Consider the following 13,274-nt stretch of genomic DNA (forward strand, 5'->3'; position numbering starts at 1 on the left):
TGCCTGATCATCCTTTGCAACCAGACCACACCCTAGACTAGGAGGCGATCCCGGTTACGGCAAGAAGCGGATAAGCCTCATTGCAGTCCGGCGGCACGTATATATATGTACCGCCATCGCTACGGCAAGACTCGATTTACTGGGCACTTCAGGTTTCCCCTTCTGTTGGAGGAAACCCTACGCAAGGAGTGCGACATGACATTGACCTCTTCAACGGCACCCGAGACCGCAGAATCCGTCGCCAGACAAGCCCTGGGGCGCGATCAAGTCGCGGATATCGACGCGCTGATTGCCCGCCCTACCGCCCGCGATCACAAACGGTACAGATCACTTTTACGCGCGAAGCCTGCGCTCGCGCAGTCAATGAGCATCGACACTTACAACGCGCAACGGATGGATGAGCGCATCTACGAAACCGTCAAAGACTTCATGAAGTCGAGTCCGCTGTTGATCCGCCGCCTGGCCAGCGACGTGCTGTATCACCCCTCCAGCGAAGACGTACGCGCAACCCCCTCGGTGTTTCTCCAGCGAATACTCGATACCGCACCCTCACAGGATCTGACAGACCGCCTGCTGAAAACCCTCAAGTGGTATGGCGCGCTGCCGGGTGAAAAGACAACGGAGTCGGTGCGCTATCAACTGCTCTGCAAAGCCATCTGCCTTTACCTGCACAAGCCACTGGCCGAGGAACCACAAGCACTCGCCGGATTCGACTGGCAAGCCCCTGCCCACTGGGGCAAGAGTTACCAGGTACTGCACGATGACTTCGAACAGCACGTGCAACGCAGCCTTCGTGCGGCCAATACCAAAGAGGCGATCATCCTGGCGCGGATTACCCGGAACCGGCTCTCCGGGGATTTCGCGGTTGCCGATGTGCCGTCCGAGTTGCGCTATAAAAGCTCAGTGGTGTGGGTCAACTTCATGCACGGCGTGCTGCTGGCCGAGGCACTGGGGTTGAATCGCACACAGTCGTTGCCTTTTCAGGCGCTGGTCAATCTGCCTCTGCAACAGAGTGAAGGCGCCACTCCCGAGCAACTTGAACATATTGCCGGATTGCGACTTGGCCCAGCATTGGAATGGGCGGTGTGCATGGGATTCGTTGAGCCGCGAACCGCCTCAGACTACAGCGAGGAAGATTTCGTGCGAGCGATAAAGGCACTGGAAACCCACAGCGCAGGTTTGAATACGGCCGTAATGGCACTCGAAGACCCAATCCCTGAACGGCTGAAAATGGCCAGGCACTTTATTGACGATCAGTTTGGCAGCAACGCACTGGAATCACTTGGCCAGCGGTTTTTCCCCCTTGATCCACCCACATCGCTTTCATTCAGGGACATGCCGAATGTGAAGCTGACCCGCTACACCTTTCTCGACCTCTACGTTGACGATCAATTTGAAAACGAAAAAAGGTGGGGCGTTACCGCAGCCGATGGCACGACACGCACGAGCACAACGTTGCGGATCGACAACAAACGGCAATGCTTGCTAGAGCGCAAAGATGCCGCTGGGCATTACCAGCCCTATTTTTCCGGAGGATTCATTGCCAACGGCAAGACGCTGCCGAATATCAACGTCGTGTTTGAATCCGCCTTCAACCATTACCTGACAACGGCCACGCAGGCCTATAAAACCTTGATTGCCAGCCTGATGGCGTCCCTGCCCCTCGCTGAACGCGGGACGATTTCACAGGGTGATATCGAGGTGCTGCGACTGCGCATCCCACTCAAGCAGAACGGGCACCCGACAGACATCAGGGCCAGAAAGGGTTTCCTGCTCAAGGTGAGCAAGGACGACGAGATCAGTTACTACGAAGTCATTCCAAGCGCCGGCCTTATCCGTTTACGACCCGGTTTGCGATTTTCGACTATCGCTGGCGTCCGCACCGAATTTCCTTTGCACGCGGTCATCCCCAACCAAACCTATTCGCCCGAACGCAACATCAGCACTTCACTGCTGATCGACGACAAAGCTCATTTCGATGGCACGACGCCTGCGCAAAAAGCTTATTGCATAGGTTATTTCGATCACGTGGCGCATGTACCGTCCGCAGACGCAGTCGAATCAGGCAGTCAACCGGCAGCGCTGACCGCGCGCCTGAATGATGTGGCCGATTACATCGCTTCGACGTTTCTCTATGTCGATGAGCAGCAACTGCGCATCGACGCCCGGGGCATGAGCGCTTTCGACATCCTCCGGGCAGAAAGCGAAAACCGCCTGGAAATGCTGGTAACGATCATCAAAGGGTTCGTGCCTTTCTGGGGCAGCTTTGATGATCTGCAGGCGGAAAATGCCAACAGCAACGTGCTGGGCGGCGTCGGGCTGCTGTTGGACCTGGCCTCGTTTCTTTGCCCCATCGGCAAGTTCATGTCGGGGTCGATTCGCTTGATCAAGACTGCAACCGGCACAGCGCGCGTGACCGTCAAGGCCAGCCTGCCGACCTTTTCGACGCTGACCCGCAAGCTGTTGCTGTCTTCAGTCAAAAACCTCAATCCGCTGGACGGCATTCCGTCGCTGCTCAAAGGTGTGGGAAAAGGCTTGCTCATCGCCGGTCGCGCGGGCGCCTCGGGCATCAGAACGCTGAGCGCAGTTGCGAACTTCCGACTGTTTCACAACCTGCCGCAAGCAATCGATCCCGGTCACTGGAAAGCGCTGACCGTGAACGACCAATTGGCGACGATCAACGGCATTGACGACGTACTGGTGCGCCACACCCGATCAACGGATTTGAAGCGGCTGCATCTGGTCGATCCCGCAACGTCCTTGCCCTACGGCCCGCGTCTGCACAACAACAGACAACTCATCCTCGGCAGATCGACCTTCAAGGCGTTGCCGCCGACTGAAAACCATGCGCTGGCAGCACTACCGGAGCACGCGCGCGTCCGGGAAATATTTGAGGTCGATGGTCGCACCACGCTGTTGGTCGATGACATCCCGTACCGCCTCGACGGCGACCACCTGCGTCGCGCCGATTTGATTGATGATCAACCGCTGTACAAAGCGCTGCCATGCCGGGTCAAGCGCGCCGGGGATGACCTGTGCCAAACCCGCTATGTCACCCGTGAACCGGCGCCCACCCCGGCCGTTGGCAGTTTTGACGAGAGCAAAGGCTGGGCACCCTGGTTTGGCGACAGCATTTACACGCCAGCGATTGCCGCGCAACCACTGCGGCTGAAGACCCTGAAAGTAAAGAACCAGCACCCGGCGACACTGGCTTTTCAAAAAGGCATTTACGCAAGAATCAACGTGGAAATTCCCTTGGGTGCGCGCAATCGGGTCGATACCCTTGAAACAGGGGCGATCATCGTGCCGGCCATCGACGGTTCAAAGCATTACGTATTCACTCGACTGGACGCCGGAGATTTCTTTTTTGCCGATCTCCCTCCCGGGCAAAGTCTCTCCACTCCCCTGACCTTGCGCAAAGCCGACAGCTTGCCAACCGACCTCCGAGACGAACTGACAACGGTCTACACCGGCTCGCTCAACGCCAACAACATGGCACGGATTTACGGTACCGCAGCAGTGGAGCGGGCATTGAAGGCCATGGAAGAACTTGCCATTCCGATTGGCGGCCTCACCCACCCGCCCGACACCTTGCGATTGATCAAAGTCGACACCAGCCCGGGAGAAGCGGTTCTGTTCGACCATTCCACAAGAATGATCGTCAGGCATTCCAGTGACGGTGCCGCTACCTGGTCACTGTCCCGAGCGGCACCGGACAGTATTCGGCAGACCACGGCGCGGGTGTTCAATGCATTGTTCGAGGAAACCGTGATCACCGTTGATTCAGCGGCGGGCGGAGCGAAGGCACTGAAGATCGACAACACCATGCAGCAACTGCAGCACCTGATCAGCCACCGCACGGGGAACAAGCTGCACAGCCCGAGAAACATCGCGTTCGCTGAAATCAGCACGCAAAGCGGCACCCGGGAAGTGTATGTCAGTGTCTCCGGGCAACAGGGCGACACCGCCTTCCTGCCCCTGTTTGCACGGCATAAAGACTCCGCTCAAGTAACGCTCGGTGACACGACCTACATCAACATTGATCATGCCAGCAGGTTCTCGGCGACTTCGCTCAGCGTCTCCGATTCCGGAAAGATCCGCGCGATTCCTCACACCATCGACAACATCGAGACCTACTCGCCAGCCCTGACCTCACGGCCGACTTCACTGGATACGGAGAGCAAGCTCATCCGCGTGATCCGCGGCAAATACCCGGATGCGCAAACCCTGGACTCGATCACCATCGCCACGACCATGGCGCCGTGCGATTCCTGCGCGGTGGTGATGAAGCAGTTTGGTTATGAGGGCGGACCGGAGGCGATGAACGTGCTCTGGAAGTGAGCACTCAGTGGCGTTGCAAATGCCCATAGAGTTTGGCGTACAAACCGCCATCGGCGATCAGTTGCTGATGATCGCCATCCTCGGCCACTTGCCCACCGTCAAACACCAGCACACGGTCGGCTTGCTTCACTGCCGACAGTCGATGGGCAATGATCAGCGTGGTGCGCCCACTGAGGAAGCGCGCCATGGCCTGATGCAGGTTGTACTCGGTGGCGGCGTCGAGGGCCGAGGTGGCTTCGTCGAGAATCACGACTTTCGGCTCGGCGAGGATCATCCGCGCAATCGCCAGGCGTTGCCGTTGGCCGCCCGAGAGGCGCACTCCGGAGCGACCGACAATGCTGTCGAGGCCATCCGGCAAGGCGCGGATGGTCGCTTCGAGCTGGGCGATTTCCAGTGCCTGCCAGCAGGCCTCGTCACTGCGCGTACGGCCCATGGTCAGGTTGGCGCGTACGGTGTCGTTGAACAGCGCCGGATGTTGCAACACCACCGCGACGTTTTCGCGAACAGTATCCAGACCGATTTCCTGCTGGGTCGAACCGCCGAAACGGATAGTCCCGGAGAGCGGCGTGTACAGTCCGAGCAGCAATTGCACGAGGGTACTTTTGCCGCCGCCACTGGCGCCGACAATCGCGACTTTCTCACCCGGCGCAATCGACAGATCGAGTTGATCCAGCACCAGTTCATCACCGTAACCGAAGCTCAAGCCTTGCACCTGAATGCCCACGGTGTCGCGGCCCTTGAACGGATCGACGCCACCGGGATACTGCGGCTCATCGGCGCGCGCCAGCAGCTCGTTGATGCGCGTCAGCGCGCCGCCCGCCGCGTAATAGGCATATTGCAGATTGAGCAGTTGTTCGACCGGGCCGATCATGAACCACAGATAACTGAACACCGCGAGCATCTGCCCGATCGACAAATCGGAGAACAGCACCGTAAGCATCGCTGCCGCTCGGAAGATGTCGATGCCGAACTGAAACAGCAGACCGCTGGCGCGGTTGGAGGCGTCGGTTTTCCACTGCGAGTTGACCGCGTAGTTGCGCACCTCCTGCGCCCGCAACCCGAGCCGGCCGAGGAAGAAACCCTGACGATTGCCGGCGCGTATTTCCTGTATCGCCTCGAGGGTTTCGCTCAGCGCCTGGGTGAAGCGCGAGGTGCTGTCGTTCTCGAGTTTTTTCAGGTGTTTGACGCGCTTGCCCAATTGCACCGTGGCGTAGATCACCAGCGGGTTGAACAGCAGAATCAGCAGCGCGAGTTTCCAGTGCATCCACATCAGGATGCTCGCAGTGCCCACCAGCGTCAGCATTGCCACCAGAAAACGGCTGAGGGTTTCGCCAACAAACTTGTCGAGGGTATCGAGGTCGGTGACCAGATGCGTGGTCACCGTGCCACTGCCCAGACTTTCGTATTCGCCCAGAGAAATGCGTTTGAGGCGTTCGATCAAGCGCACGCGGATGCGATAGACGATGTCTTTGGCCAAACGTGCAAACAGCCGCGACTGCAATACGCCAAAACACAGGGAGCCGCACCGCAACGTCAGCGTCACCAGCAACATCAGGCCGATATAGCCTGCCGCTTGTTGCCACATCGACGGCAGCACATGGTTCATCACTTTCAGCGCGGCGTCGCCGTGACCGAGCAGCACTTCGTCGACCAGCAATGGCAGCAGCAGCGGAATCGGCACGCTGCACAGCGTCGCCAGAACAGCCACGCCGTTAGCGATCCACAGGGATTTTTTGTGATGCAGTGCCAATCGCCGGACTTCTGCCCAGCTCAGCCGGTCGACACGCTTTACGGCTGGCGTGTCATCGGCCAGGTCAGGCACAGGCAGCGCGCTCCAGCCAGCGGCCGAGCAACGGCGACAGCTCGCTGAGTGGTTGATAGCCGTTGGTCAGCAGCGCCAGTTGACCATTGCGCTCGGCGAGCAGGGTCGGAAACCCGGCGATGCCGAGATCCTGCACCCAATTGAAATCCGCCGCGGTGGCTTCATGCTGATCGGCACGATCAAACAGCGCAGCAAATTCGATGCGCGGCACGCCGGCCTGCTCGGCCAGTTCCACCAGCACGCTGGCCTGGGTGACGTCGCGACCCTCAGCGTAAAAGGCCTTCTGAATCAGCCCCAGCAATGTCCACGCGCAATCCGGCGCCAGACTGCGCGCGGTGACGATCGCACGGCAGGCAGGCTCGGTGTCGTAGACAAAACCATCGGGCAACGCGCCGTCGAACTTGAACGGCTGGCCGGTGGCCTCGGTGACCGCTTGCCAGTGCTCAAGAATGTAACGGCGGGTCGTCGGTTCCAACGCTGCACCGCTGCCGGTGCGCAAGCCGCCGACCACCAGGTGCAGCTCAACCCCGGCTGCTTGCGCCTGCTCAACCAATGCCTTGGCCACGGGAGCGAACCCCCAGCACCAGGAACACATCGGATCCATCACATAAAGCAGGCGCGCAGACATGATTAAGCCTCGGTGGATGCTTGCTTATAGTTGTAGCCGATCGGGTGCGGCTGGTTGCGCGCCTTGGCCAGTTCGATCTGCTTTTGCCGATCGATGGCGCTGCGGCGGGTTTTCTCGCTCAGCTTGTCCCAGCAGTGCGGGCAACTGATACCGGCCACGTAGTGCTCGGAGGCGCGATCTTCAACGCTGACCGGTGTGCGGCAGGCATGACATTGATCGTAGTCGCCTTCGCTTAGGTCGTGACGCACGGTCACACGGTTATCGAACACAAAGCAGTCGCCCTGCCACTTGGTTTCTTCCTGCGGCACCTCTTCGAGGTACTTCAGGATGCCACCCTTGAGGTGGTAAACCTCTTCGAAACCCTCACCGAGCATGTAGCTCGAGGCTTTTTCGCAGCGAATGCCACCGGTGCAGAACATCGCGACCTTCTTGTGCACGGCCGGGTCGAAGTGCTCTTTGATGTAGTCGGGAAATTCGCGAAAACTGGTGGTTTTCGGATCGATGGCGCCTTCGAAGGTGCCAATCGACACTTCGTAATCGTTGCGCGTATCGATCAACAGCACTTCAGGGTCGCTGATCAACGCGTTCCAGTCTTGCGGATCAACGTAGGTGCCGACCTTTTTGTTCGGGTCGACGCCATCGACACCGAGGGTGACGATCTCTTTCTTCAGTTTGACCTTGGTGCGATAGAACGGCTGCTCGTCGCAGTACGACTCTTTGTGATCGATGTCGATCATCCGTGGGTCGTTCTTGAGCCAGGCGAGCAGGCCGTCAATGCCTTCGCGGGTGCCGGAAACCGTGCCGTTGATGCCTTCTTCGGCAATCAGCAGGGTGCCTTTGATTTCGTTGTCGACCATCGCTTGCAACAGAGGCTCGCGCAGGTTGACGTAATCTTCGAGGGTGACGAACTTATACAGTGCCGCCACGACAATCGGTTGTGTCATGGGTATTTCTCCAGGTGGCTACCCTCGCAAAGGGTGAACCGGATTCAAAAAAAACGCGCCGGGTGAGCGGCGCGTTGCGGATTCTAGCAAAAACACTGTGGTTTTAGGATCTGCTGATGTTTCTGTGGCGAGGGGATTTATCCCCGATCGGGCGCGAAGCGGCCCCAAACCCTGATAATGCGTTTTTTCAGGTATATCGAGTTCTGTGGTTTTGGGGCTGCTGCGCAACCCATCGGGGATAAATCCCCTCGCCACAAAAACCCCCTCACCACAAATGCATCCAATATCAGTGCTTGCTTCCTCCTGCACAGGTCGGCGACGCCGGGGCGGCGCCGGTCTCTGCCCATTCCTGCGGGGTGTAGGTGTGCAGCGCCAACGCATGGAACTCGCCCATCAGCTCGCCGAGCGTGCCGTAGACTTTCTGGTGGCGCTTGACCCGGTTCAGACCTTCAAACTGCGCGCTGACCACCACAGCCTTGAAGTGGGTTTGCAACCCGCGACTGTGCATGTGGCTTTCATCCAGCACTTGCAGGTGCTCAGGCTGTAACAGGCCCAGCGTGGATTCGATGCGTTGTTGCATGCTCATCACGAACTCCGCTTACGGCTTTTTCTTGGCCGGAGCAGCGCCTTTCGGGGCCAGCTCGTTGGTCATGTCTTCCAGCAGTTTGTTGACTACCGGTACTGCGCTTTCCAGCTTGGCCTGGGTCATCTGGGCCGATTGCTGAGTCAGCTGCGGCATTTTTTCCAGGACTTTTTTGCCCAGCGGCGACTGGTAGAACGCAACCAGGTCTTTCAGCTCGGATTCGCTGAAGTTGGTGGTGTAGAGCTTGACCATGTCAGGCTTCAGCTTGTTCCAGCCAATGGCCTGATCCAGCGCGGCGTTAGCTTTGGCCTGATAGGTTTCCAGCGTGGCTTTCTTGGATTCCGGGGCTTTGGTCTGTTCAAAACGCTGAGCGAACATTTGCTGCACTTGCATGTACACCGGAGTGCCCAGTTTGTCAGCGTGCGCCAGGGTCAGGAAAGCTTCGGCACTGGCGTTGTGGCTGGCGGTATCGGCAAGCACCTGGCCGCTGGCGCAAACCAGTGCAACCGCGGTACAGATGGCACGAAGACGAGTCATCGAGTTTCCTTTTAAGCAAAGCGAGGTAAAACCCCAAGGGCGACCATTCTGCGCCTAAAAATCGCTGCGGCTCAACCCCCGAGCCTTGCCGCGCTTGATTGGCAGGGTTTTACCGGTCAACAATCGGATCGAGGGAACCACCTGGGCCGAAGCCGGCCTAAACTGCGCAAACAGACCAACAGGAGTGTGCACGATGAGCCGTATCGAAACCGACAGCCTGGGCCAGATCGAAGTCCCGGACGACGCCTACTGGGGTGCTCAGACGCAACGCTCGCTGATCAACTTTGCCATTGGTCAGGAACGCATGCCGCTGCCGGTATTGCACGCCTTGGCCCTGATCAAGAAAGCCGCCGCGCGGGTCAATGACCGCAACGGCGACCTGCCCGCCGACATTGCTCGCCTGATCGAACAAGCCGCCGACGAAGTGCTCGACGGCCAGCACGACGACCAGTTTCCGCTGGTGGTCTGGCAGACCGGCAGTGGCACCCAGAGCAACATGAACGTCAATGAAGTGATCGCCGGGCGCGCCAACGAACTGGCCGGTAACCCGCGCGGCGGCAAAACGCCGGTACACCCCAACGATCACGTCAACCGCTCGCAAAGCTCCAACGACTGCTTCCCCACCGCCATGAGCATCGCCACCGTCAAAGCCGTGCAGGAGCAACTGCTGCCGGCGATTGCCGAACTGTCCGGGGGCCTCGCCGAACTGGCCGCGCGGCACATGAAACTGGTGAAAACCGGGCGCACGCACATGATGGACGCGACGCCGATCACCTTCGGTCAGGAACTTTCCGGGTTCATAGCGCAGCTGGATTACGCCGAACGGGCGATCCGCGCCGCGTTGCCAGCGGTGTGTGAACTGGCGCAAGGTGGCACCGCTGTCGGCACCGGGCTCAATTCACCGCACGGTTTTGGTGAGGCGATTGCCGCAGAACTGGCGGCGCTGTCCGGCCTGCCATTCGTTACCGCACCGAACAAGTTCGCCGCCCTTGCCGGCCATGAGCCGCTGACCAGCCTCTCCGGGGCGCTGAAAACCCTCGCCGTGGCGCTGATGAAAATCGCCAACGATCTGCGCTTGCTTGGCTCTGGCCCCCGCGCAGGTTTTGCCGAAGTGCGCTTGCCGGCCAACGAACCGGGCAGCTCGATCATGCCGGGCAAGGTCAACCCGACCCAGTGCGAAGCGCTGTCGATGCTCGCCTGCCAGGTGTTGGGCAACGATGTGACCATCGGCATTGCCGCCAGTCAGGGTCACTTGCAGTTGAACGTGTACAAACCGGTAATCATCCACAACCTGCTGCAATCGATCCGCCTGCTCGGCGATGGCTGCAGCAACTTCCAGCAGCACTGCATTGCCGGCCTTGAGCCGGATGCCGAAGTCATGGCCAAGCATCTGGAACGTGGACTGATGCTGGTAACCGCACTGAACCCGCATATCGGCTATGACAAGTCGGCGGAGATTGCGAAGAAGGCTTACGGCGAAGGGCTGACGTTGCGTGAGGCGGCTTTGGCGCTGGGGTATCTGACGGATGAAGAGTTTGATGCCTGGGTACGGCCGGAGAATATGATCGAGGCTGGCGCCAAGGGTTAAGAAACTCATCGTCTGAAAGTCAGTCATCGCGAGCAGGCTCACTCCTACAGGGGATCGTATTCCCCTGTAGGAGTGAGCCTGCTCGCGATGAACGCTAATGCGGTCTAACTGGCTGCAATCCGCATCCGCCGCGCCTTGAGACCGGCAATCAACGACGGCCCCAACGCCACCAGCGCCGAACCCAGCACCACCAGCACTGCCCCGCCATAGCCCAGACCATTGATCTGCTCGGCATGCACATACTCCGGCCACATCCATGCGGCAATCGCCACCGCACTGAACGTCACCAACGGCGTGATCGCCAGGGTCGCACTGACCCGCGATGCCTCCCAATGCGCCAACGCTTCGGCAAACGCGCCATAGGCAATCAAGGTGTTCATGCAGCACGCCAGCAGCAACCAGCCCTGCAACGGGCTCAACTCAAGCGCTTCGAGCGGATGCACCCACGGCGTCAACAACAACGCGCAGAACAGATAAATCACCATCATCACCTGCAGCGAATTCCACACCGTCAGCAACTGCTTCTGACCCAGCGCATAAAAGGTCCAGACCGTCGACGCCAGCAGCACCAGCACACCCCGGCGGTGTAATCCGACAGCGAGGTCAGCAACTCCGCCAGACGCTGATTGAAGAACAGCACAAAACCAATCAACAACACCGCAAGACCTATGCCCTGGCCGATGCTGAAGCGTTCCTTGAACACAAACAGACTGGCGATCAGCAACATGATCGGCCCCATCTGCACCACCAGTTGCGCAGTGCCGGGACTCAGCAGATTCAGGCCCATCAGGTACAAAACGTAGTTACCGACGAGCCCGAGCACCGCCATCAATACCAGCCAGCCGCCCTTGGGCCCGAGCACTTTGCGACTCGGAAGACGTTTGACCGCGGCCAGATAAATGAACAGACAGCCACCGGACACCGTCAGGCGAAACCAGGTCACCGTGATCGGGTCCATCACCAGCAAAACCTGTTTGAGCTTGATCGGCAGGATGCCCCACAACAACGCCGTCAGCAGCGCCAGGAACAAGCCGTACACCCAGCGACCCGATGAAATGTGCATGCGAACCCCAATGCCTGCTGGCGAGAGCGCTCATTCTAGGCTTGGCAACGTACGCAACACAGGGACAGTTCAGGACACGCCGCGAATGAAACTGTGCAGGTCGCAGCATTAAATTGACGTGTGCCGTTGATCGGCAGAGCAGGCACGGTAAGTGCTACAGGCATAAGCTCTTTGGATCCACAGTCACCGCCATCAAGGAGACCCGTCATGTTAGGCATGCGCCGCAAGGACCCCGCCCCCGCCACGCACTTTCGCAGCGATCGCATATGCCGGGTCAATGGCGAGCTTTTTTTCAGCACTCGGGAAAATACCCTTGAGGGGCCTTTCGACAGTCCCGAGAAGGCTGAGGAGGAAATCCGGGCTTATATCGCGCGGATGCAGCTGCAGGACTCCAACCGCTAGTCCGTGGTGAATTCATTCGCGAGCAGGCTCGCTCCCACAGGGGAATGCGATCACCTGTGGGAGCGAGCCTGCTCGCGAAAGCGGTAGATCAGACTACAAACAGGTCAGCGCTTAACGCACCGCCTCAAACAACCCAGTCGCACCCATCCCCCCGCCCACGCACATGGTGACGATGCCGTAACGCAGATTACGCCGCTGCAACTCCCGCACCAGATGCCCGACCTGCCGCGACCCGGTCATGCCAAACGGGTGACCAATGGAAATCGAGCCGCCGTTGACGTTGTACTTCTCGTTATCGATCTCCAGCCGATCACGGCTGTACAGGCACTGTGAAGCGAACGCCTCGTTAAGCTCCCACAAATCGATATCCGCCACCTGCAAGCCCTTGGCCTTGAGCAACTTCGGCACCGAGAACACCGGGCCGATGCCCATCTCGTCCGGCTCGCAGCCAGCCACGGTAAAACCACGGAAAAACGCTTTCGGTTTGAGGCCCAATTGCAGCGCCTTTTCCAGGCTCATCACCAGCGTCATCGACGCGCCATCGGACAGTTGCGACGAGTTGCCCGCCGTCACCGAACCGTCTTCGGCAAACACGGGTTTCAGGCCGGCGAGGCTTTCGTAAGTCGTGTCCGGGCGGTTGCAGTCGTCGCGATCGACGACGCCATCAAGGATCTGCACTGCACCGCTGTTCTTGTCCTCGACGCGGTAATTGACCGCCATCGGCACGATTTCATCATTGAACAGCCCGGCAGCCTGCGCCTGAGCGGTGCGCAGCTGACTTTGCAGCGAGTAACGATCCTGCGCCTCACGGCTGACGCCATAACGCCGCGCCACCACTTCGGCGGTCTGGCCCATCGTGTAATAGATGCCCGGTGACTGCTGCTTGAGCAGCGGGTTGATCAGGTGATCGGTATTGACGCTTTTCATCGTCAGGCTGATCGACTCGACGCCGCCGGCGACGATGATGTCGCTGCAACCCGAAGCAATCTGGTTGGCGGCAATCGCGATGGCCTGCAAGCCCGAAGAGCAAAAACGGTTGAGGGTCATGCCCGCTGTGCCGGTGCCCAAGCGCGAGAGCACCGCCACGTTGCGCCCGATGTTGTAGCCCTGCGCGCCTTCGTTGGAGCCGGCGCCGACGATGCAATCCTCGACGCTGGCCGGATCGATGTCATTGCGCGAGAGCAATGCGTTGACGCAATGAGCCGCCATGTCGTCGGGGCGGGTCTGGTTGAACTTGCCGCGAAAGGATTTGGCCAGGCCAGTCCGCACGCTGTCGACGATCACCACTTCACGCATGGCATACCTCATTGTTGTTGTCGGTTGAGAGTGGACCTGAGCATAAGTCCACGGCAACAACGACCGCGAC

General features: G+C 59.3%; 9 protein-coding genes and 1 pseudogene. 3 read left to right on the top strand and 7 right to left on the bottom strand.

The genetic code is table 11. The features are described from left to right. Positions 1-195: 195 nt before the first annotated feature. Complete coding sequence (locus JFT81_RS28390) at positions 196-4,341, top strand: deaminase domain-containing protein (protein WP_201230957.1); 4,146 nt, start codon at positions 196-198, stop codon at positions 4,339-4,341. Between the two features lie 4 nt (positions 4,342-4,345). Here the strand turns inward: JFT81_RS28390 and JFT81_RS28395 are convergent, their stop codons facing one another. From JFT81_RS28395 to JFT81_RS28415, 5 genes are all read right to left on the bottom strand, one after another. Continuing rightward, a complete protein-coding gene (locus tag JFT81_RS28395) occupies positions 4,346-6,163 on the bottom strand; it encodes an ABC transporter ATP-binding protein (protein WP_201230958.1) in 1,818 nt (605 codons plus the stop codon). After that, positions 6,156-6,758, bottom strand: coding sequence for a DsbA family protein (locus JFT81_RS28400; RefSeq protein WP_201231102.1), 603 nt, complete (start codon positions 6,756-6,758; stop codon positions 6,156-6,158). Before JFT81_RS28400 ends, JFT81_RS28395 begins: the two co-directional genes overlap by 8 nt. Before the next feature lie 35 nt (positions 6,759-6,793). Further along, the gene (locus JFT81_RS28405) at positions 6,794-7,735 is read right to left on the bottom strand and encodes a rhodanese-related sulfurtransferase (RefSeq protein ID WP_201230959.1); all 942 of its coding nucleotides are present in this window, start codon (positions 7,733-7,735) and stop codon (positions 6,794-6,796) included. A gap of 286 nt (positions 7,736-8,021) precedes the next feature. Then, a complete protein-coding gene (locus JFT81_RS28410; protein ID WP_008079766.1) occupies positions 8,022-8,321 on the bottom strand; it encodes a BolA family protein in 300 nt (99 codons plus the stop codon). A 12-nt stretch (positions 8,322-8,333) separates the two neighbouring features. After that, positions 8,334-8,855, bottom strand: coding sequence for a DUF2059 domain-containing protein (locus JFT81_RS28415; protein WP_008079765.1), 522 nt, complete (start codon positions 8,853-8,855; stop codon positions 8,334-8,336). Between the two features lie 193 nt (positions 8,856-9,048). Between JFT81_RS28415 and JFT81_RS28420 the strand changes: the two genes are divergently transcribed. Next, positions 9,049-10,443 (top strand): class II fumarate hydratase, encoded by a 1,395-nt coding sequence (locus tag JFT81_RS28420; protein ID WP_201230960.1) that lies wholly within the window; start codon positions 9,049-9,051, stop codon positions 10,441-10,443. Between the two features lie 104 nt (positions 10,444-10,547). On the opposite strand, the pseudogene JFT81_RS28425 reads toward JFT81_RS28420, so the two are convergent. Then, positions 10,548-11,506, bottom strand: a pseudogene (locus JFT81_RS28425) (DMT family transporter). Between the two features lie 207 nt (positions 11,507-11,713). Here JFT81_RS28425 and JFT81_RS28430 point away from each other — a divergent pair. Further along, positions 11,714-11,908: a DUF6316 family protein gene (locus JFT81_RS28430; RefSeq protein ID WP_201230961.1), complete on the top strand. Its 195-nt coding sequence runs from the start codon at positions 11,714-11,716 to the stop codon at positions 11,906-11,908. Between the two features lie 111 nt (positions 11,909-12,019). On the opposite strand, the gene JFT81_RS28435 is transcribed toward JFT81_RS28430, so the two are convergent. Continuing rightward, on the bottom strand, positions 12,020-13,204 hold the full coding sequence (locus tag JFT81_RS28435) for a thiolase family protein (protein WP_201230962.1): 1,185 nt from the start codon (positions 13,202-13,204) through the stop codon (positions 12,020-12,022). Positions 13,205-13,274: the final 70 nt, after the last annotated feature.

The sequence above is a fragment of the Pseudomonas sp. TH43 genome, assembly GCF_016650635.1.
Taxonomy (GTDB): Bacteria; Pseudomonadota; Gammaproteobacteria; order Pseudomonadales; family Pseudomonadaceae; genus Aquipseudomonas.